Consider the following 21,647-nt stretch of genomic DNA (forward strand, 5'->3'; position numbering starts at 1 on the left):
GAGAATCCTAAGGTGTGCGAGAGAACTCTGGTTAAGGAACTCGGCAAAATGACCCCGTAACTTCGGGAGAAGGGGTGCTTTCTTAACGGAAAGCCGCAGTGAATAGGCCCAAGCGACTGTTTAGCAAAAACACAGCTCTCTGCGAAGCCGTAAGGCGAAGTATAGGGGGTGACACCTGCCCGGTGCTGGAAGGTTAAGGAGAGGGGTTAGCGTAAGCGAAGCTCTGAACTGAAGCCCCAGTAAACGGCGGCCGTAACTATAACGGTCCTAAGGTAGCGAAATTCCTTGTCGGGTAAGTTCCGACCCGCACGAAAGGTGTAACGATTTGGGCACTGTCTCAACCAGAGACTCGGTGAAATTATAGTACCTGTGAAGATGCAGGTTACCCGCGACAGGACGGAAAGACCCCGTGGAGCTTTACTGTAGCCTGATATTGAATTTTGGTACAGTTTGTACAGGATAGGCGGGAGCCATTGAAACCGGAGCGCTAGCTTCGGTGGAGGCGCTGGTGGGATACCGCCCTGACTGTATTGAAATTCTAACCTACGGGTCTTATCGACCCGGGAGACAGTGTCAGGTGGGCAGTTTGACTGGGGCGGTCGCCTCCTAAAGTGTAACGGAGGCGCCCAAAGGTTCCCTCAGAATGGTTGGAAATCATTCGTAGAGTGCAAAGGCATAAGGGAGCTTGACTGCGAGACCTACAAGTCGAGCAGGGACGAAAGTCGGGCTTAGTGATCCGGTGGTTCCGCATGGAAGGGCCATCGCTCAACGGATAAAAGCTACCCCGGGGATAACAGGCTTATCTCCCCCAAGAGTCCACATCGACGGGGAGGTTTGGCACCTCGATGTCGGCTCATCGCATCCTGGGGCTGTAGTCGGTCCCAAGGGTTGGGCTGTTCGCCCATTAAAGCGGTACGCGAGCTGGGTTCAGAACGTCGTGAGACAGTTCGGTCCCTATCCGTCGTGGGCGTAGGAAATTTGAGAGGAGCTGTCCTTAGTACGAGAGGACCGGGATGGACGCACCGCTGGTGTACCAGTTGTTCTGCCAAGGGCATAGCTGGGTAGCTATGTGCGGAAGGGATAAGTGCTGAAAGCATCTAAGCATGAAGCCCCCCTCAAGATGAGATTTCCCATAGCGTAAGCTAGTAAGATCCCTGAAAGATGATCAGGTTGATAGGTTCGAGGTGGAAGCATGGTGACATGTGGAGCTGACGAATACTAATAGATCGAGGACTTAACCATATAATATGTAGCAAATGTTATCTAGTTTTGAAGGAATATGCCTTCAATAGTTTGGTGATGATGGCAGAGAGGTCACACCCGTTCCCATACCGAACACGGAAGTTAAGCTCTCTAGCGCCGATGGTAGTTGGGACCTTGTCCCTGTGAGAGTAGGACGTCGCCAAGCAACTAAAACACGAGTCATTTGACTCGTGTTTTTTTGTATTGTTAAAAAGAATGGGAAAGAAGTAATGGTAATACAAACACGTTGCCCAAGAGTTAATCATATTATATAAGAGATGGGTGTATATTTTTCTGGAAATTGTTAAGGATTAGAAGTATAAAATAGGTTCACTTAAATAGGGAGGGAAGGTTATGAAATTACAAAGTGAAGTTTGTATTGTTTGTGAGACAAAAAGAAAAGAAGGTATATATGTTTATAATAATTTAATATGTTATGAATGTGAAAAGGATATGGTGAACACAGAGACAGATGATCCAAAATATATACATTATTTAAAGCAACTTCGAAAATTAGAAGTATCATATTTTTAAATAGGCATATGCCTATTATTTTTTTTGTTCTGTATAATAGATGGAGAATGAATTATAAGGAAGAGATGTAGATGAATCAAAATCATATGCCTTTATATGAGGCGTTAATAGAGTTTAAAGAAAGAGGGGCGTTATCTTTTCATGTTCCAGGTCATAAGAATGGTTTAAACTTCCCTCAGAAGGCAATAAGAGAGTTTAAAGATATTCTATCTATTGATGTAACTGAGTTAGCAGGACTGGATGATTTGCATAGTCCGTTTGAATGTATAGATGAGGCACAACAATTATTGACTGAAGTGTATGATACAAAGAGAAGTTATTTTTTAATTAATGGTTCAACAGTCGGGAACTTAGCAATGATTTTGTCTTGTTGCAGGGAACATGATATTGTTCTTGTACAAAGAAATTGTCATAAATCAATTATTAATGGTTTAAAACTAGCGGGAGCAAATCCCATTTTTTTAGATCCATGGATTGATGAAGCTTATAACGTACCAGTGGGAGTTCGTAATGAAATTATTAAGAAAGCAATTGGAAAATATCCAAATGCGAAAGCACTCATTTTAACGCATCCTAATTATTATGGTATGGGGATGGATTTAGAGGCAAGCATCGCTTTTGCACATGCACATAAAATCCCTGTTTTGGTAGATGAGGCACATGGGGCACATCTTTGTTTGGGAGAACCATTCCCAAAATCAGCGTTAACATATGGTGCAGATATTGTAGTTCATTCTGCACATAAAACATTACCCGCAATGACAATGGGTTCCTATTTACATATAAATGGTCACTTAGTAGACGAAGAGAAGGTTACTACTTATTTAAGTATGCTACAATCTAGTAGTCCATCGTATCCAATTATGGCTTCCTTGGATATAGCACGCTTTACAATGGCGCGTATAAAAGAAGAAGGACATGGTGAAATTGTTGAGTTTTTACGGAGATTTAAGGAACAGTTACGTTCTATTCCACAAATCGCCATTTTAGAATATCCGTTGCAAGACGAGCTAAAGGTTACCGTACAAACTCGTTGTCAGTTATCAGGGTACGAATTACAGTCCGTATTTGAAAATGTCGGTATATATACAGAGATGGCTGATCCGTACAATGTCCTATTTATTTTACCCCTGCAAGTAAATGAGGAGTATATGAAGGTTATAGAGATGATCCGAGTAGCATTGCAACATTATGACGTGAAAGACAAGAGGGAATCTATTCGTTATACTTATAAAGGTGAATTCTCTCCTTTGCCGTATACGTATAAACAACTAGAAGGATATGGAACAAAGATAGTATCTATAGAAGAGGCTGTTGGAATGATAGCGGCGGAAATGGTAATTCCGTATCCACCTGGAATTCCATTGGTTATGTATGGAGAGAGAATTACTTCAGAGCATAAAGAGCAAATTATGTATTTAGAGAGAGCAGGAGCTCGTTTTCAAGGTAATACGAAATATATGAAAGTGTATGATATAGAAAGTAGGTTTTAGGATGAAGGGATTATTTGTAACAATTGAGGGTCCAGAAGGTTCAGGTAAAACAACGTTAATTAAAAGCTTATTACCATATTTTGAACAAAAAGCACAAAAGGTAATGGCGACAAGGGAACCAGGTGGTATTGCAATTTCTGAGGACATTAGGACGATTTTACATAAACAAGAATATACGATGATGGAAGCACGTACAGAAGCGCTTCTTTATGCTGCTGCGCGCAGACAGCATTTAGTAGAAAAAGTTATGCCAGCACTTAATGAGAACTATCTCGTGCTATGTGATCGTTTTATAGATAGTTCTTTAGCATATCAAGGCTATGCAAGAGGGTTGGGTATGGATAAGGTATTTGAAATAAATCGTTTCGCAACAGAGGACTGTATGCCTAGTTTAACAATTTATCTAGACATTGAGCCTGAGGTTGGTTTGGCTCGAATTGAAAAAGATGCAGGACGTGAAGTAAATCGACTAGATATGGAAGATATCTCTTTCCATAAACGTGTGCGCGAAGGGTATTTACAAGTTGTAGAACGTTTCTCGGATCGTATTGTATTGGTAAATGCTGATCAGCCGATGGAAAAACTTATAGAAGAAGTTGTTCAGATTATAGAAGATAAATTGTTATAATAGAAGGAAAGAATGAAATAAGTGAGGTATGCATTATGATGAAGACGTGGGAGCAGCTTTCTGCTATACAACCCATCGGTGTAAAAATGTTGATGAATAGCATTGCAAAAGAGCGTATATCCCACGCTTACTTGTTAGAGGGAGGGAAAGGTACGGGAAAGTTTGCGACAGCAATTCAAATGGCAAAGAGTTTCCTCTGTTCTCAGCGGAATGGAGTAGAGCCCTGCCATGTATGCACAAATTGTAAGCGAATTGATTCAGGTAACCACCCTAACTTACATATTGTAAAACCAGACGGATTATCTATTAAGAAGCAGCAAATTCATGATTTACAAGAAGAGTTTTCAAAAACAGGATTAGAGGCAAATAAAAAATTATATATTATTGAGCACGCAGATCGTATGACAGCAAATGCGGCAAATACACTTTTGAAATTTTTAGAAGAACCAAGTAGTGATACAACCGCTATTTTACTTACTGAACAAAGTCATCAAATTTTAAATACGATTTTATCTCGCTGCCAAGTTGTTACGTTTAGACCGTTACCTACGGAATCTTTAATTAGAAGATTACAGGAAGAAGGTATTACAGCATCTTTATCGACACTTGCTGCTCAACTCACAAATAGTTTTGATGAAGCTTTAGCTTTATGTAGTGATGAATGGTTTGCACAAGCACGAGCTTTAGTGATAAAATTATGTGAAGCGCTCGAAAAAGATAAAACCTCTATTTTTTTTGTACAAGAAAAATGGGGAAAACACTTTGGAGAGAAAGAACAATTACAACAAGGTTTAGATATGTTACTCCTTATTTATAAGGATTTACTATATGTTCAACTTGGAGAAGAAGATCGTCTTGTTTTTCATGAGCAGAAAGAGATGTTTGAATCGTTTTCCTATGCTCAGAAGCGCATTGTATCAGCTCTCTTTAATATATTAGAGGCAAAAAATAGAATCAACGCTAATGTAAATGCGCAGCTTGTGTTCGAACAGTTAGTGTTGCGGTTGCAGGAGGGATGACCGTTTTGTATGATGTAGTAGGTGTTCGCTTTAAGAAGGCCGGAAAGGTATATTACTTTGATCCAAATCAGTTCGATATCTCTGAAAATGAGTTTGTCATTGTAGAAACGGTAAGAGGTATTGAATACGGAAAAGTAGTTATTACCAAAAAGCAAGTTGATGAAAACGACGTTGTATTACCGCTAAAAAAGGTTATTCGTATTGCAAATGAAAATGATCGTACCATTGTTGAAGAGAACAAACATGCTGCAAAAGAAGCATATCAAGTCTGTCAACAAAAGGTAGTAGAGCATAATCTTGATATGAAACTTGTAGATGTAGAGTATACATTCGATCGTAATAAGATTATTTTCTATTTTACTGCGGATGGTCGGATCGATTTCCGCGAACTAGTGAAGGACTTAGCGGCAATTTTTAGAACAAGAATTGAACTAAGACAAATTGGTGTTCGTGATGAAGCGAAGATGCTAGGTGGTATTGGTCCATGTGGTCGTATGCTTTGTTGTTCTACTTTTTTAGGAGATTTTGAACCTGTATCCATCAAAATGGCAAAGGATCAAAATTTATCATTAAATCCTGCAAAAATCTCTGGTTTATGTGGTCGCTTAATGTGTTGCTTAAAATATGAGAATGATGAATATGAGGCAGCAAAGGAACAACTTCCTGATTTAGATCAACGTATACAAACCCCGCATGGTACTGGCCGTGTTATCGGATTAAATATTTTAGAAAGATTAATTCAAGTGGAACTAGTAGACAAGGAACGGATAGTAGAATATACGTTAGATGAGTTAGTGAATAAAGGGGTCGTTTCGAGTCAAACCACAGATTAATGAGGTGGGTGCTTGTGGAGAAAAAAGATATTTTTGAATCGGTTTCTAGTATGGAAGAGCAAATTGGACATTTATACAAACAGTTGGGAGAGTTAAAACAGCATCTTGCAGAGTTGTTGGAAGAAAACCAGCATATAAAAATGGAAAATAACAATTTGCGACACCGTTTTGAAGAAGTGCAGAATAAAGAAAAACAAAAAACTCAAAAGCGTAAAGAAGTGAAGCCGAAGACAGATATTGGTGAAGGCTATGACAATTTAGCGAGACTGTATCAAGAAGGTTTTCATATTTGCAATCTACATTATGGAAGTGTACGTAAAGAGGGAGATTGTTTGTTCTGTCTGTCATTCTTAAATAAAAAGTGAAATTACCTTTCCAATTATAATTGGAAAGGTAATTTTTTATACATGAAATAGGGTAGGTTAAGGGTAAGAAAAGGAGCAGTATATGAATTTATATGAAGATGAACGTTTAGATTACTTATTAGCGCAAGACATGAAGATTATACAAAGCCCATCAGTATTTAATTTTTCTTTAGATGCTGTTTTACTGGCAGATTTTGCATGGGTACCAATTCAAAAGGGGAATTTACTTGATTTGTGTACAGGTAACGCAGTTGTCCCCCTTCTATTAAGTACAAGAACAAAAGGAAAGATTACTGGTGTGGAAATTCAAGAACGCTTATATGATATGGGAGTAAGAAGTGTTCAATATAATGGGCTGGAAGAAAGAATTCACCTCATACATGGAGATTTGAAAGATATGCCAGAGAAACTCGGACGTCATCAATATGATGTTGTTACATGTAATCCACCATATTTTCAAACACCTCAAACTTCAGAGAAAAATATGAATGAACATTTAGCGATAGCTCGTCATGAAATTATGTGTACATTAGAAGATGTTGTATCTGCAAGTAGTCAGTTAGTAAAACAAGGTGGGAAAGTGGCGTTTGTACATCGTCCAGGGCGATTACTCGACATTGTCACATTAATGCGTAAATATAGAATTGAACCAAAGCGTGTGCGATTTGTTTATCCTAAGGTTGGAAAAGAAGCAAATACATTGTTAATTGAAGGAATTAAGGATGGAAATGCAGATTTAAAAATTTTACCACCTCTCGTTGTATATGAGAACAATAACGAATATACAAAGGAGATACGTTCAATTTTATATGGAGAAGAATAAGCATTTTTTTTATGTGGTAGAGTGCTCTGATGGAAGTTATTATGCTGGATATACAAACCATATCGAAAAACGAATTCAGACTCATAATAGCGGCAAAGGAGCTAAGTATACACGCGTCAGGCTTCCTGTCGTTTTAAAATATGTAGAGACCCATGATGATAAACGTACAGCTATGCAAGCGGAGTATTACTTTAAGCAATTAACGAGAAAACAAAAAGAGGCATATATGCAAAAAGGAGAACGCTATGTGGCAACAAAAAAGCTTTCAACAAAATGAAAAGGGAGTTTTATATTTAGTACCAACTCCTATTGGAAATTTAGAAGATATGACATTTCGTGCAATCCGAATTTTAAAAGAAGTTGATTTAATTGCTGCTGAAGATACGAGACAAACGAAAAAACTTTGTAATTATTTTGAAATTGAAACACCTGTCACGAGTTATCATGAGCACAATAAAGAAGTAAGTGGGAAGAAAATATTAGAGAAATTAGAGGATGGAAAGAATGTAGCACTTGTTAGTGACGCTGGTATGCCGTGTATTTCTGATCCAGGTTACGATATTGTTGTTGAGGCAGTAGCTGAGCAATATCATGTAATTCCGCTTCCTGGAGCAAATGCAGCCCTTACAGCATTAATTGCATCTGGTCTTGAAACAAAGCAGTTTTATTTCTATGGTTTCTTGCAGAGAAATAAAAAGGAACGAAAGATGGAGTTAGAAAAGCTTCGTTATGTACAAACTACAATGATGTTTTATGAAGCGCCTCATCGTTTAGATGATACTTTAATTTCGATGCAGGAAGTGTTGGGAAATAGAGAGATTGTATTATGTCGGGAGTTAACGAAAAAATTTGAGGAATTTATTCGAGGAACAGTCGAAGAAGCAATTGAGTGGACGAAGCAAAATGAGGTACGTGGTGAGTTTTGTATTTTAGTAGCTGGTTCGACAGAAGAACCTGCTCCAGAAGAACAATGGTGGGAATCTCTTTCAGTATATGATCATATTGAACACTATATAAATGAAAAAGGTATGAATTCAAAAGAAGCGATTAAAACAGTCGCTAAAGATCGAGATTTGTCGAAAAGAGATGTATATCAAATCTATCATGTCGATAAAAAATAAGCTTCTCATAATTGAGAAGCTTATTTTGCTGTTTCGATATAATCTTGAAGTTCGTTTAAGATTTGCTCAGCGCCTTCTTTGCTTAAGATGATTTTACCTTCAGCTAAAGAAAGGTTACCGTCAGATACTTCACCAGTTACTTGGCAAGTCATGTTTGGTTTATATTTTTTTAAGATGATTTTCTCGTCATCAACATAGATTTCAAGAGCATCCTTTTCTGCAATACCTAAAGTACGGCGTAATTCGATTGGAATTACTACACGACCTAATTCATCAACTTTACGAACAATACCAGTAGATTTCATAATTTTTTTCCTCCTAAATAAATAGTTTATAAGTTTCGAGTCTATTTTTAGATTCGTCATTTTTCGACAAAATACCCTATGGACATATGATACCAATCATTTACATTTCCGTCAATTCTTAAATTCTATATTTTTTAAAAAGATTTATAGATTTCTTATTTCTTATATATAATAGATTGAGAGGAAATTCCACAATTATTTACATTGTTTTCTGAAAAATTAACAAATTTTAAGTGGAGATTGTATATTTTTTTGGAATATGAGCAATAGATGATAAAGATATCGAGCATTAAGAACCCAAATTCAAAATTAGGTTGGGGTAAAGAAGATAAGTGAGATTCGGGCTGCTCGTAAAAGCCCGATTGATGTGGGCTAATAATCAGTGGGGATGAACAAAAACCCCGCTGATTAAAGTTTCACTTTATATATGAGTTTTTGATATACTGTTTATAAATACATATGAGGTTATTCGGGAGGTCCAAAACAATGACAGAGGAAAATAAGTCCTTTTATATTACTACCCCAATTTATTATCCAAGTGGAAAATTACACATTGGACATGCTTATACGACAGTAGCAGGAGATGCAATGGCACGATATAAGCGTATGCAAGGATACAATGTTCATTATTTAACAGGAACTGATGAGCATGGACAGAAAATCCAAAAAAAAGCAGAAGAATTAAATATTACACCACAAGCATATGTGGATAATATTGTTGCAGGAATTAAAGAACTTTGGGAGAAGATGGATATCTCTTATGATGATTTTATTCGTACAACTGAAGATCGTCATAAAGATGTTGTTGAAAAAATCTTTAAGCAACTAGTAGATCAAGGTGATATTTATCTTGATGAATATGAAGGTTGGTATTCTGTACAAGATGAGACATTCTATACGGAGCATCAATTAGTAGATCCAATTATGGAAGGTGACAAAGTAGTTGGAGGAAAAAGTCCAGATAGTGGTCATGATGTAGAACTTGTTCGTGAAGAATCATATTTCTTTAGAATGGGTAAATATGTCGACAGACTATTAAAATTCTATGAAGATAATCCACATTTCATTCAGCCAGAGTCTCGTAAGAATGAAATGATTAATAACTTCATTAAACCAGGCTTAGAAGATTTAGCAGTTTCTCGTACTTCATTTGACTGGGGAGTTCGTGTTCCAGGTAATCCGAAACACGTTATTTACGTATGGGTTGACGCATTATCTAACTACATTACAGCATTAGGTTATGGAACAGAAAATGAAGAGATGTATAAGAAATTCTGGCCGGCAGATGTGCATTTAGTTGGAAAAGAAATCGTTCGTTTCCATACAATTTATTGGCCAATCATTTTAATGGCATTAGATTTACCTCTTCCGAAAAAAGTCTTTGCTCATGGCTGGATTTTAATGAAGGATGGAAAGATGAGTAAGTCAAAAGGAAACGTAGTAGATCCAGTTACATTGATCGATCGTTACGGATTAGATGCATTACGTTATTACTTACTTCGTGAAGTTCCATTCGGATCTGACGGTGTATTCACACCAGAAGGATTTGTGGAGCGTATTAATTTCGATCTAGCAAATGACTTAGGTAACTTATTAAATCGTACAGTAGCTATGATTGATAAGTACTTTAACGGAGAAATCCCTGCATTTAAAGCGAATGTAACGGAATTTGATGAAACGTTAGTAACGTTTGCAAAAGATACATTGAAAAAAGTAGAAGAGGCAATGGAGAATATGGAGTTCTCTGTAGCGTTAGGATCTATTTGGCAATTGGTTAGTCGTACGAACAAATATATTGATGAAACACAACCATGGGTATTAGCGAAAGATGAGAATGATCGTGAAAAGTTAGCTTCTGTAATGGCTCATTTAGCAGAAGTACTTCGTCAAATAGGTATTATGCTTATGCCATTCTTAACAGTAGCACCAAGCAAGATGTTCGCTCAGCTTGGCCTTACTGATGAGGCTCATAAATCTTGGGAAAGTCTATCTACAATTGGCTGTATTCCAGCTGGAACAAAAGTAGAAAAAGGAAACCCAATTTTCCCTCGCTTAGAAATGGAAGTGGAAGTAGAGTACATTAAGGAACAAATGAAAAGCTCTGCTCCTAAAGTAGAAGAGAAAAAAGAAGAAGAACCGAAGGCAGAAGAAATTACAATTGATGATTTCTTTAAAGTAGAATTACGCGTAGCTGAAGTACTATCTGCTGAACCTGTGAAAAAAGCAGACAAGTTGTTAAAAATTCAACTAGACTTAGGCACAGAAAAGCGTCAAGTTGTTTCTGGAATTGCGAAATTCTATTCGCCAGAGGACCTAAAAGGTAAAAAGGTTATTTGTGTAACAAACTTAAAACCTGTAAAATTACGCGGTGAATTATCGCAAGGTATGATTTTAGCGGGTGAAGAGAATGGCGTATTGTCATTAGCATCAATTGATCAAAATCTACCAAATGGTACAAAAATCAAGTAATTAAGACAAGAAAAGAGATGTTTCACGTGTAACATGTGTGAAGCGTCTTTTTTCTTTTTACACTCTCTATTTTTGCATTAAGATTGTAGTATTGTTATCGTTAAGTTATTAAAGAACTTATTTTTGTAGAATAAACTTGATTTCAATATAAAAGGAGTTATGTATTATGTTGTTTGATACACATTCACATTTGAATGCAGAGCAATTCGAAGAAGATTTGCAAGAAGTTATTGCCCGAATGAAAGAAGCGGGAGTTACTTATACAGTTGTTGTTGGTTTTGATGAAGTAACGATAAAAAAGGCGATGGAATTAGCTGAAGCCTATGATTTTATTTACGCTGCGGTTGGATGGCATCCAGTTGATGCAATTGACATGACAGAAGAACATTTAGCTTGGTTAGAAGAACTTGCTTCTCATCCTAAAGTCGTTGCACTTGGAGAAATGGGTTTAGATTATCACTGGGATAAGTCTCCAAAAGAAATACAGAAAGAAGTATTCCGTAAACAAATTACATTAGCTAAAAAAGTGAAATTGCCGATTATTATACATAACCGCGATGCAACTCAAGATATTGTTGATATTCTAGAAGAAGAGAATGCAGCTGAAGTAGGAGGCATTATGCATTGCTTTAGCGGCAGCGTAGAAGTAGCAGAGCGATGTGTTGATATGAACTTTTTAATTTCGTTAGGCGGACCAGTTACATTTAAAAATGCTAAGAAGCCGAAAGAGGTTGCTACGGAGATTCCATTAGAGAAATTGTTAATAGAGACGGATTGTCCGTATCTAACGCCGCATCCATTTCGAGGGAAACGAAATGAACCGAGTTATGTAAAACTCGTAGCAGAAGAAATTGCGAATTTAAAAGGAATTTCTTATGAGGAAGTAGCAGAAATGACAACCAAAAATGCAAAATTTTTATTTGGTGTTGAATAAAAAAGAATGGGGAAACCTGTTCTTTTTTATTTTGAAAAAACACTAGTAGAAGTGATGAAGAAAATAAATGTGAATGATGAAGTGTTACAATAAGGACAGAGAACAAAGATTTTTCTATTCTATTTTTTAAAATATAAGAATGGGGAAAATAATAATGGAAAAGTCGTCATTTTTTTGTTTTACTAAGTAGAGACGAAACGAGTGTGGAGGCAAGCATGAAAATAAAAGAGATTATCGTTGTAGAAGGTAAAGATGATACAGTTGCGATTAAGCGTGCTGTTGATGCGGATACAATTGAAACGAACGGTTCAGCAATCGGTGATCATGTTATTGAGCAAGTTAAATTAGCGCAACAAAAAAGGGGCGTTATTATTTTCACAGATCCGGATTATCCTGGAGAGCGTATTCGAAAAATTATTTCTGACAAGGTTCCCGGCTGTAAGCATGCCTTTTTACCGAAGGAAGAAGCGCTTGCTAAAAGGAAAAAGGGAGTTGGGATCGAACATGCTTCTAATGAGTCGATCCGCCGTGCTCTAGAGAATATACATGAAGAAATGGAAGTTTATACAAGTGAAATTAGTTGGAGTGATTTAGTCGATGCAGGCTTAGTGGGCGGAGAAATGGCAAAGAGCCGCAGAGAAAGAATGGGTAAGCTATTAAAGATTGGTTATACAAATGCAAAACAGTTACATAAACGATTACAGATGTTTCAAGTTTCAAAGGAATCATTTGGAGAAGCTTATAAGCAAGTAATACAGGAGGAAAAAAAATGAAGGATATCGCAACGCCAAATCGTACAAAAGACATTGTTGAAAAGTATGGATTTTCATTCAAAAAAAGTTTAGGACAAAACTTTTTAATTGATACAAATGTATTAAATCGTATTGTCGATCATGCTGAAATTGGTTCAGAAAGTGGTGCAATTGAAATTGGACCAGGTATCGGTGCATTAACAGAGCAATTAGCGAAGCGTGCTAAAAAAGTAGTGGCTTTTGAAATTGATCAAAGACTATTACCAATTTTAGATGAGACGTTAGCACCATATGGTAACGTTACAGTTATTAATAAAGACGTACTAAAAGCGGATGTACATGAAGTATTTAATGAGCAATTTGAAGAAGGGCAAGATGTAATGGTAGTAGCTAACTTGCCATACTATATTACAACGCCAATTTTATTTAAATTGCTTGAAGAAAAGTTACCAGTTCGTGGATTTGTTGTTATGATGCAAAAAGAAGTTGGAGATCGTTTAGCTGCTAAACCTGGAACGAAAGAGTATGGTTCTTTATCGATTGCCATTCAGTATTATACAGAAGTTGAAACAGTTATGACTGTACCGCGTACAGTGTTTGTACCACAGCCAAATGTTGATTCTGCAATTATTCGCCTTCTAAAGCGTCCGAAACCAGTTGTAGAGGTGACAGATGAAACATTCTTCTTTGAAGTAGTACGAGCAAGTTTCGCACAGCGCCGTAAAACTTTAATGAATAATTTATCAAATAATTTAAATGGTTTCCCGAAAGATAAGGAATTATTGGATCGAATTTTAACAGAAGTAGGAATTGATCCAAAGCGAAGAGGCGAAACGCTATCTATTGAAGAGTTTGCAACATTAAGTAATGCATTGGTTCTTCATAAATTATCATAAGAATATGAAAGGGACAGTTCAACTTGAACTGTCCCTTTTGTCACCTTTCTCCCTCTAAATTCATATTTTAAAAACAGGTAAGATGGCCTAATGAGTTTGGAGGTAGGAGAATGGCTTTACATGTTGGAGAATTAGTGGAACGATATTCTCATAAGAGGGATATTCTTTTTCGTATTATAGAAATAAAAGGCGAGATAGCTATATTGTTTGGAGAGGAAATTAGACTGGTGGCGGATGCGCCACTTGAAGATTTAATTAGTATAGATCAACGAGAACATAAAAAAAGGGTGAAGCGTGAGAAAGAAACAATGGAGCGCACGTATCGTTTGTTTCAACAAGATTATGTGTTAATGAAACAAAGGCATGAACATACTTCAACTGGTGGATACACAAGTGAGGTGAATTATTTTCAAATGCCGGGACGTGTATTGCATATAGATGGAGACCCTTTATATTTGCGCAAGTGCTTAGACTTATATAACAAAATTGGCGTTCCTGTACAAGGTATTCATTGTAAAGAAACGGAGATGCATGAAAAAGTAGTAGACTTAATAGATCACTTTCGCCCAGACATTCTCGTTATTACGGGGCATGATGCATATACAAAATCGAAAGGAGTGAAGGGAGATTTAGCGGCATATAGGCATTCAAGGCATTTTGTACAGGCTGTTCGAGAAGTGCGAAAAAAATATCCATCATTGGATCAACTTGTTATTTTTGCTGGGGCATGTCAATCGCACTTTGAGGCACTAATTCGTGCAGGGGCCAATTTCGCTAGTTCACCATCTAGAATTAATATTCATGCACTAGATCCCGTATATGTAGTTGGTAAAATTAGTTTTACTTCATTTATGGAGAGAGTCAATGTATGGGATGTCGTACGTAATACAATTACTGGTGAAAAGGGACTAGGTGGAATTGAAACGAGAGGGATTTTACGAACGGGATTACCTTTTCAACATTACGAAGAGTAAGCAGGGTACATATGTATCTTGCTTTTTTGTATGGAAGGATTTAAATGAATTTGGATAAAAAGAGGCAAGAACGTACAGACTACGTAATGATACTTTTACAATATAGTATTTCTTCTATCTATTCAAACGCAAGATGATATTAGCTGTGAATCGCGGTTAATAATTAGGATAGATATATAGTGCTTTAAGTGTTCAATCTAAATTACAGCGAGGTGTAGCGAAGTATATGTCAAAACGTTTAGATGAAATTAAAAGCGAATTAGATCACCATCTTGGACAGCGACTTATGTTAAAAGCAAATAGTGGAAGAAGAAAAACTGTGGAGCAATCAGGTGTACTAGCAGAAACATACCGTTCTGTTTTTGTTGTACAATTGGATCAACAAGAAGATGCGTTGCAACGTGTATCTTATAGTTATGCAGATGTTTTAACAGAGACAGTAGAGTTAACATTTTATGGAGACCCTCATAATGAGGTCATTTTATAATCCATATATCATTACATATATTCCCATAAATGAAAAGCTATATTATTTTGCATACTAACTATACCGTAGCAAAATAAGGAGGGACTCTGCATTGAGTAGACGAAGAGGTGTCATGTCAAACCAATTTAAAGAAGAGCTAGCAAAAGAGCTTGGCTTTTATGATGTTGTTCAGAAAGAAGGATGGGGCGGAATTCGTGCGAAAGATGCTGGTAACATGGTGAAACGTGCTATAGAAATTGCAGAACAGCAATTAATGAAACGAAACCAGTAGTTGTAAGATACTTTCTATGCTACGGTAGCCGAGGAGACATTCCTCGGCTTTTTGTACTCTAAAAGGTGCCATCATTTTACATAAGTAGTTTCATTCTGAATGCTTTTCGTTATAATTAGGGAAGTGTCATCGTCTTACTATAAATTTATGGTAAAATAAACGATAAAAGATTGAGTACATAGAGTGGGTGAATAGATTGAAGCTACTAGTGAAAGCACCAGCAAAGATTAATCTGTCGTTAGATGTACTGGGAAAAAGACAAGACGGATATCATGAAGTGAAAATGATTATGACAACCATTGATTTAGCAGATCGTCTAGAACTAACGGAATTAGCAGAAGACCGTATTGAAATTTTATCCCATAATCGGTATGTCCCAGACGACCAACGAAATTTAGCTTATCAGGCAGCGAAATTATTAAAAGAGAAGTTTAATGTAAAAAAAGGTGTATCTATTACTATTGAAAAAACGATTCCAGTAGCAGCTGGATTAGCAGGTGGAAGTAGTGATGCAGCAGCGACATTACGTGGTCTTAATAAATTATGGAATTTAGGGCTTACAATTGATGAGTTAGCAGAGCTTGGCGCAGAAATTGGATCAGATGTATCGTTCTGTGTATACGGCGGCACAGCAATTGCCACTGGAAGAGGAGAGAAAATTGAGCATATAAAGACTCCGCCTTCTTGTTGGGTTATTTTAGCGAAACCACATATAGGTGTATCTACTGCTGATGTGTATGGAAATTTAAAGTTAAATCGAGTTACACATCCAAATGTAGATAAAATGGTTGATGTCATAAATTCTGGAGATTATAAAGGGATTTGTGATACTGTTGGTAACGTTTTAGAAGATGTAACATTTGGAATGCATCCTGAAGTTGCACGTATTAAATCACAGATGAAGCGATTCGGAGCGGATGCTGTATTGATGAGTGGAAGTGGTCCAACTGTATTTGGACTTGTACACCATGATTCTCGAATGCATCGCATTTATAACGGGTTAAAAGGATTTTGTGAACAGGTCTATGCGGTACGTTTATTAGGAGAGCGAGAAACGCTTGAATAAAGACGTATAATACGTTATGATTTGTTTAGAATATTCGTGATTTGAGGTGAGAGTATGAAAATTAGAAGAAGTACAAGATTAGTCGATATGACTTATTACTTGCTACAAAACCCTCGTCAGCTAGTATCTCTCACTTTTTTTGCTGAAAGGTATCAATCGGCTAAGTCTTCCATTAGTGAAGATTTAGTTATTATTAAGCAAACGTTTGAACAACAAGGGGTCGGCACATTGCAAACGATACCAGGAGCAGCAGGAGGAGTGAAATATATACCGTATATAAGTGAAGAAGAGGCAGATCTAATTATTGATGAGCTTTGTGGCTTATTTGAAAATCCAGATCGTATTTTGCCTGGCGGTTACTTATACATGACAGATTTATTGAGTAATCCTCGCCATATTAATGGCGCAGGTCGTTTGTTTGCTTCTGTTTTTGCTAGGCAATCAATTGATGCGGTTATGACGGTGGCAACGAAAGGGATTCCACTTGCTTATGCAGTGGCAAATTACTTAGATGTACCAGTTGTAATTGCAAGGAAAGATAATAAGGTAACAGAAGGTCCGACTGTTAGTATTAACTATGTGTCGGGTTCTTCTAAACGAATTCAAACAATGACATTAGCAAAACGCAGCCTTCCAGAAGGATCGAATGTTTTAATTATTGATGACTTCATGAAAGCTGGTGGAACGATTCAAGGTATGATGAGTATGTTAGAAGAGTTCAAGGCTAATGTTGTTGGTATTGGTGTATTAGTAGAATCCACAGATATTGAAGAACGACTAATTAATAATTTTGTATCATTAATTCGTCTATCGGAAGTTGATGTGAAAGAAAAAACGATTCAAGTGGAAAAAGGGAATTATTCTCTTGCACCATTTGATGAAGGGCTTGTAGAGGCTGAATAAAAGGTAGAGCAGATAGCTCTATCTTTTTTTATTTTATTTATAGATTATAAAATAGATGGACAAACTGCCTTTCGTACACTATTTTTAAAGAGTAAAATAAATAATAAAAGGGTGAAAAGTATGAAAGTTGTTCAAACAAGCAAGGCACCACAAGCGATTGGACCTTACTCACAAGGGATTATTGTAAATAATATGTTTTATAGCTCAGGACAAATTCCATTAACGGAAAATGGGGAGCTTGTAACAGGAGATGTAACAGTACAAACAGAACAAGTATTTCAAAATTTACAAGCGGTATTAGAGGAAGCAGGTGCTTCATTTGATACAGTCGTAAAAACAACAGTATTTTTAAAGGACATGGATGATTTTAATGCAGTGAATGAAGTATATAGCTCTTATTTCTCTACTCATAAACCAGCTCGATCTTGTGTGCAAGTAGCAAAATTACCGAAAGATGTTTCCGTTGAAATTGAAGTAATCGCCCTAGTTAAGTAACCTTTTGTAAGCGATAACCTCCACTAATCTCTATATTCAACTACATTAAAAATTTTTATCTTAAAAATTTTTAAAAAATTAAAGGGAAAATAGAAAATTTGTGGAATTTATACAAATATATCGCTTATTTAGAAAAGGGTGGTGAACACAAGATGGAAGTGACTGACGTAAGATTACGCCGCGTAAACACAGAAGGCCGCATGAGAGCAATTGCCTCTATTACTTTGGACCATGAATTTGTTGTTCATGATATTCGTGTAATTGATGGTAATAATGGATTATTTGTAGCAATGCCAAGTAAACGTACTCCAGATGGAGAGTTCCGTGACATTGCACATCCGATTAATTCTGGTACACGCTCTAAAATTCAAGATGCGGTTTTAACAGAGTATCATCGTTTAGGCGAGTTAGAAGAGGTTGAGTTTGAAGAAGCAGGTGCTTCGTAAAATTCGAATGAAAAGGGCTTTGACGAAAAGCCTTATAATTTTGTAGCAAACTCCTGTAAGCATTTACAGGAGTTTGTTTTTTTTACTTTATATTTGTAAATTTCATAATTCATTAATATAAAAAGAAGAAACTACTAATTTTTTCAAAATCATTTTAAATAGTATAGCTTATTTCTTAAAAAAGATACTAAAGAGTAAAACATCTTATAAGAATTATGGTAAAATTTAATAGTTAAAATGTGTTTCTTGAAATATATGATGATTTAGGATAATATCTTTAATGGATAAATAGGTTGCGATGGAGGGTCTATATGTCAAACAGATTTGCAGTGATTCTAGCTGCAGGTAAAGGCACACGTATGAAGTCTAAGCTATACAAAGTGCTGCATCCTGTATGTGGAAAACCCATGGTACAACACGTAGTCGATCAAGTATCTCAATTAGGATTGCAGAAACTTGTAACGGTTGTTGGACATGGTGCTGAAATGGTACAAGAACAGCTAGGAAACGTAAGTGAGTTTGCATTACAAGCAGAACAACTTGGTACAGCACATGCTGTAGATCAAGCTGCAAGTGTACTTGCAAATGAAGAAGGAACAACTTTAGTTATTTGTGGTGATACGCCGCTAATAACTGCTGAAACGATGGAAGCATTACTTCAGCAACATAAAGAAGCAGGAGCAATGGCGACGGTGCTAACAGCGTACATAGAAGAACCTGCTGGATATGGCCGTATTGTTCGTAATGAGAATGGTCATGTTGAAAAGATTGTTGAGCATAAAGATGCAAATGAGAAAGAATTAGCTATTAAAGAAATCAATACAGGTACGTATTGTTTTGATAATAAGGCTTTATTTGCTTCACTTTCTAAAGTTTCAAATGATAACGTACAAGGTGAATATTACCTTCCAGATGTTATTGAGATTTTAAAAAATGAAGGTCATATCGTATCAGCTTATCAAACAGAGCAGTTCGATGAAACGTTAGGTGTTAACGACAGAGTCGCTCTATCGCAAGCGGAAATTATTATGAAAAACCGTATCAACCGAAAGAACATGGTAAATGGTGTTACAATTATTGATCCAAGTAACACTTATATTTCTGCTGATGCAATTATCGGTAGTGATACAGTTCTTCATCCAGGAACAATTATTGAGGGGAACACTGTAATTGGTTCTGATTGTGAAATTGGACCGCATACAGTAATTCGTGATAGTGAAATTGGAGATCGTACGACAATTCGTCAATCTACTGTACATGATAGTAAACTTGGTACAGAAGTATCGGTTGGTCCATTTGCACATATTCGCCCAGATTCAGTTATTGGAGACGAAGTACGCGTTGGAAACTTCGTGGAAATCAAAAAAACTGTCTTTGGTAATAGAAGTAAAGCTTCACACTTGAGTTATATCGGGGATGCACAAGTTGGAGAAGACGTGAATCTTGGTTGTGGTTCAATTACGGTGAACTATGACGGTAAGAATAAATTCAAAACTGTGATTGGTAATGGGGTATTTATTGGATGTAATTCAAACCTTGTTGCTCCAGTAACAGTTGAAGATGGTGCTTATGTGGCAGCAGGCTCTACAATTACAGAGAATGTTCCATCAAAAGCATTATCGGTAGCACGTGCACGTCAAGTTAACAAAGAAGACTATGTTGATCAATTGCTGAATAAGAAAAAATCATAATGTGGAGGGTTAATCTAGATGTCGACTCAATATCTAAATTCTAATTTGAAAGTATTCTCTTTAAACTCTAATAAGGAACTTGCTGAGCAGATTGCAAAGCATATTGGAGTAGGACTAGGAAAATGTTCTGTTGATCGTTTTAGTGATGGAGAAGTTCAAATTAACATTGAAGAAAGTATCCGTGGTTGCGATGTATTCATTATTCAATCTACAAGCTTCCCAGTAAACGAACATATCATGGAATTACTTATTATGATCGATGCATTAAAACGTGCATCTGCGAAAACAATTAATATTGTTATTCCTTATTATGGTTATGCGCGTCAAGACCGTAAAGCGCGTTCTCGTGAACCAATTACATCGAAACTTGTAGCAAACTTGCTTGAAACAGCAGGTGCAACTCGTGTAATCACTCTAGATTTACATGCTCCACAAATTCAAGGGTTCTTTGATATCCCAATCGACCACTTAATGGGTGTACCGATTCTTTCTGATTACTTTGAAACAAAAGGTCTTAAAGATATCGTAATCGTGTCTCCTGATCATGGTGGTGTAACTCGTGCAAGAAAAATGGCAGATCGTCTAAAAGCGCCAATCGCTATTATTGATAAGCGTCGCCCTCGCCCGAACGTATCAGAGGTAATGAACATTATCGGTAATATTGAAGGCAAAACAGCGATTTTAATTGATGACATCATTGATACAGCTGGTACAATTACATTAGCAGCAAACGCTCTTGTTGAGAACGGTGCTTCTGAAGTATATGCTTGCTGTACACACCCAGTATTATCTGGTCCAGCAATTGAACGTATTCAAAATTCAAATATTAAAGAGTTAGTTGTAACGAACTCTATCGTATTACCGGAAGAGAAGAAAATCGACAAAGTACATGAACTTTCAGTTGCTCCATTAATCGGAGAAGCAATCATTCGTGTATACGAAGAAGAATCTGTGAGTGTATTATTCAATTAATTGGATAGAATGAGACGTAACCAAAATTGGTTACGTCTTTTCGTATCGAAAAAAGAAAGTAGTGGTACAAGAATGAAATTGATAGTAGGACTTGGGAACCCAGGTAGAGAATATGAATTAACAAGGCATAATATTGGATTTATGGCCATTGATGAACTTGCGAAGCGCTGGAACATTTCTTTGAATGAACAAAAATTTAAAGGTGTATTTGGTGCAGGTTTTGTTAATGGAGAAAAGGTAATCTTATTAAAGCCGCTAACATATATGAATTTATCTGGAGAAAGTATTCGTCCACTCATGGATTATTATAAAATTGATGTTGAGGACTTCGTTGTTATGTACGACGATTTAGACATTCCTGTAGGTAAATTGCGTCTTCGCATGAAGGGTAGTGCTGGTGGACATAATGGTGTGAAGTCAATGATTTCACACCTAGGAACACAAGAATTTCAACGTATCCGTATGGGAATTGATCGCCCGAAAAATGGAATGAAGGTAGTCGATTATGTATTAGGACGCTTTACATCTGAAGAGATTCCGGATGTTAACCATTCTATTGAAAAAGCAGCGGATGCATGTGAAGAGTGGCTAAATAAGCCTTTTCTCCAAATCATGAATACTTTCAATAGTTAAAAATGAGATTAGGAATATTTCTTTTTTGTTTTACCCATACTAGTAGTAATTTAATTTTTAGGAGGCTAGTATGGAAGGGTATTATTATTGCAGACACTGCGGAGGTAATGTAGGCTCCATTAACGCAGAAAAAGTATATAGCGACGTTTTATTTCAACTAACAGAGCAAGAAGTAGTAGAGATGATTCATTTTCATGAGAATGGAAATATATATATAAAAACGATTTGTGAATCGTGTCAAGAAACGCTCGCATCTTATCCTGAGTATTATGAATATGAAAAATTTCTGCAATAA

25 protein-coding genes and 2 rRNA genes (1 of these 27 cut by a window edge) are annotated in these 21,647 nt (G+C 36.6%); 26 read left to right on the plus strand and 1 reads right to left on the minus strand.

Going from position 1 to position 21,647, the window contains the following annotated elements:
• The 11 genes from BCG9842_RS00160 to rsmI all read left to right on the plus strand — a co-directional run.
• A 23S ribosomal RNA gene (locus BCG9842_RS00160) occupies positions 1-1,242 on the plus strand; it begins 1,680 nt to the left of the window's first position.
• 50 nt (positions 1,243-1,292) lie between these two features.
• Positions 1,293-1,408 (plus strand): 5S ribosomal RNA (gene rrf, locus BCG9842_RS00165).
• A gap of 188 nt (positions 1,409-1,596) precedes the next feature.
• Complete coding sequence (locus BCG9842_RS00170; protein WP_000776279.1) at positions 1,597-1,776, plus strand: sigma factor G inhibitor Gin; 180 nt, start codon at positions 1,597-1,599, stop codon at positions 1,774-1,776.
• Between the two features lie 71 nt (positions 1,777-1,847).
• Positions 1,848-3,269, plus strand: coding sequence for an aminotransferase class I/II-fold pyridoxal phosphate-dependent enzyme (locus tag BCG9842_RS00175; RefSeq protein ID WP_001073003.1), 1,422 nt, complete (start codon positions 1,848-1,850; stop codon positions 3,267-3,269).
• A 1-nt stretch (position 3,270) separates the two neighbouring features.
• A complete protein-coding gene (gene tmk / locus BCG9842_RS00180; RefSeq protein ID WP_000677218.1) occupies positions 3,271-3,897 on the plus strand; it encodes a dTMP kinase in 627 nt (208 codons plus the stop codon).
• Between the two features lie 35 nt (positions 3,898-3,932).
• Complete coding sequence (gene holB, locus BCG9842_RS00185) at positions 3,933-4,916, plus strand: DNA polymerase III subunit delta' (protein ID WP_000978578.1); 984 nt, start codon at positions 3,933-3,935, stop codon at positions 4,914-4,916.
• A gap of 5 nt (positions 4,917-4,921) precedes the next feature.
• The gene (locus BCG9842_RS00190; protein WP_000272429.1) at positions 4,922-5,749 is read left to right on the plus strand and encodes a PSP1 domain-containing protein; all 828 of its coding nucleotides are present in this window, start codon (positions 4,922-4,924) and stop codon (positions 5,747-5,749) included.
• A gap of 14 nt (positions 5,750-5,763) precedes the next feature.
• Positions 5,764-6,114 carry a DNA replication initiation control protein YabA gene (yabA, locus tag BCG9842_RS00195; RefSeq protein WP_000412063.1) on the plus strand — a complete coding sequence of 117 codons (351 nt, stop codon included), beginning with the start codon at positions 5,764-5,766 and terminating at the stop codon, positions 6,112-6,114.
• An 82-nt stretch (positions 6,115-6,196) separates the two neighbouring features.
• Complete coding sequence (locus BCG9842_RS00200; protein WP_001055357.1) at positions 6,197-6,937, plus strand: tRNA1(Val) (adenine(37)-N6)-methyltransferase; 741 nt, start codon at positions 6,197-6,199, stop codon at positions 6,935-6,937.
• Positions 6,924-7,214, plus strand: coding sequence for a GIY-YIG nuclease family protein (locus BCG9842_RS00205; protein ID WP_000414350.1), 291 nt, complete (start codon positions 6,924-6,926; stop codon positions 7,212-7,214). Before BCG9842_RS00200 ends, BCG9842_RS00205 begins: the two co-directional genes overlap by 14 nt.
• Positions 7,183-8,058, plus strand: a complete 876-nt coding sequence (rsmI, locus tag BCG9842_RS00210) for a 16S rRNA (cytidine(1402)-2'-O)-methyltransferase (protein ID WP_000267816.1) — start codon at positions 7,183-7,185, stop codon at positions 8,056-8,058. The genes BCG9842_RS00205 and rsmI overlap by 32 nt, the downstream gene beginning before the upstream one ends.
• Positions 8,059-8,078: 20 nt before the next feature.
• Here rsmI and BCG9842_RS00215 read toward each other — a convergent pair whose 3' ends face one another.
• Positions 8,079-8,363, minus strand: coding sequence for an AbrB/MazE/SpoVT family DNA-binding domain-containing protein (locus tag BCG9842_RS00215; RefSeq protein ID WP_000843036.1), 285 nt, complete (start codon positions 8,361-8,363; stop codon positions 8,079-8,081).
• A gap of 486 nt (positions 8,364-8,849) precedes the next feature.
• Here BCG9842_RS00215 and metG point away from each other — a divergent pair, with 486 nt between their 5' ends.
• From metG to BCG9842_RS00290, 15 genes are all read left to right on the plus strand, one after another.
• The gene (metG, locus tag BCG9842_RS00220) at positions 8,850-10,832 is read left to right on the plus strand and encodes a methionine--tRNA ligase (RefSeq protein WP_000134137.1); all 1,983 of its coding nucleotides are present in this window, start codon (positions 8,850-8,852) and stop codon (positions 10,830-10,832) included.
• Between the two features lie 166 nt (positions 10,833-10,998).
• Positions 10,999-11,766, plus strand: a complete 768-nt coding sequence (locus BCG9842_RS00225) for a TatD family hydrolase (protein ID WP_000895845.1) — start codon at positions 10,999-11,001, stop codon at positions 11,764-11,766.
• A 215-nt stretch (positions 11,767-11,981) separates the two neighbouring features.
• On the plus strand, positions 11,982-12,539 hold the full coding sequence (gene rnmV / locus BCG9842_RS00230; protein WP_000692842.1) for a ribonuclease M5: 558 nt from the start codon (positions 11,982-11,984) through the stop codon (positions 12,537-12,539).
• The gene (gene rsmA / locus BCG9842_RS00235) at positions 12,536-13,414 is read left to right on the plus strand and encodes a 16S rRNA (adenine(1518)-N(6)/adenine(1519)-N(6))-dimethyltransferase RsmA (protein WP_000651548.1); all 879 of its coding nucleotides are present in this window, start codon (positions 12,536-12,538) and stop codon (positions 13,412-13,414) included. Before rnmV ends, rsmA begins: the two co-directional genes overlap by 4 nt.
• Before the next feature lie 110 nt (positions 13,415-13,524).
• A complete protein-coding gene (gene yabG, locus BCG9842_RS00240) occupies positions 13,525-14,388 on the plus strand; it encodes a sporulation peptidase YabG (RefSeq protein WP_001173734.1) in 864 nt (287 codons plus the stop codon).
• Between the two features lie 226 nt (positions 14,389-14,614).
• Positions 14,615-14,875, plus strand: a complete 261-nt coding sequence (veg, locus tag BCG9842_RS00245) for a biofilm formation stimulator Veg (protein ID WP_000044347.1) — start codon at positions 14,615-14,617, stop codon at positions 14,873-14,875.
• Positions 14,876-14,966: 91 nt separating this feature from the next.
• The gene (gene sspF, locus BCG9842_RS00250; protein WP_002094215.1) at positions 14,967-15,146 is read left to right on the plus strand and encodes an acid-soluble spore protein SspF; all 180 of its coding nucleotides are present in this window, start codon (positions 14,967-14,969) and stop codon (positions 15,144-15,146) included.
• Positions 15,147-15,342: 196 nt separating this feature from the next.
• The gene (gene ispE, locus BCG9842_RS00255; protein ID WP_000772104.1) at positions 15,343-16,212 is read left to right on the plus strand and encodes a 4-(cytidine 5'-diphospho)-2-C-methyl-D-erythritol kinase; all 870 of its coding nucleotides are present in this window, start codon (positions 15,343-15,345) and stop codon (positions 16,210-16,212) included.
• A gap of 54 nt (positions 16,213-16,266) precedes the next feature.
• Complete coding sequence (gene purR / locus BCG9842_RS00260; protein ID WP_000702467.1) at positions 16,267-17,115, plus strand: pur operon repressor; 849 nt, start codon at positions 16,267-16,269, stop codon at positions 17,113-17,115.
• Positions 17,116-17,235: 120 nt separating this feature from the next.
• Positions 17,236-17,610, plus strand: a complete 375-nt coding sequence (locus tag BCG9842_RS00265) for a RidA family protein (protein ID WP_000869823.1) — start codon at positions 17,236-17,238, stop codon at positions 17,608-17,610.
• 152 nt (positions 17,611-17,762) lie between these two features.
• Positions 17,763-18,056 carry a septation regulator SpoVG gene (gene spoVG, locus BCG9842_RS00270; RefSeq protein WP_000454041.1) on the plus strand — a complete coding sequence of 98 codons (294 nt, stop codon included), beginning with the start codon at positions 17,763-17,765 and terminating at the stop codon, positions 18,054-18,056.
• Positions 18,057-18,367: 311 nt separating this feature from the next.
• The gene (gene glmU / locus BCG9842_RS00275; RefSeq protein WP_000071039.1) at positions 18,368-19,747 is read left to right on the plus strand and encodes a bifunctional UDP-N-acetylglucosamine diphosphorylase/glucosamine-1-phosphate N-acetyltransferase GlmU; all 1,380 of its coding nucleotides are present in this window, start codon (positions 18,368-18,370) and stop codon (positions 19,745-19,747) included.
• Between the two features lie 18 nt (positions 19,748-19,765).
• Entirely contained in the window at positions 19,766-20,719 is a 954-nt protein-coding gene (locus tag BCG9842_RS00280) for a ribose-phosphate diphosphokinase (protein ID WP_000107420.1), read from the plus strand.
• Positions 20,720-20,791: 72 nt separating this feature from the next.
• Complete coding sequence (gene pth, locus BCG9842_RS00285; protein ID WP_014894852.1) at positions 20,792-21,352, plus strand: aminoacyl-tRNA hydrolase; 561 nt, start codon at positions 20,792-20,794, stop codon at positions 21,350-21,352.
• Between the two features lie 70 nt (positions 21,353-21,422).
• A complete protein-coding gene (locus BCG9842_RS00290; RefSeq protein WP_000399438.1) occupies positions 21,423-21,647 on the plus strand; it encodes an anti-sigma-F factor Fin family protein in 225 nt (74 codons plus the stop codon).

It is taken from the genome of Bacillus cereus G9842, from assembly GCF_000021305.1.
GTDB classification, from domain to species: Bacteria; Bacillota; Bacilli; order Bacillales; family Bacillaceae_G; genus Bacillus_A; species Bacillus_A thuringiensis_S.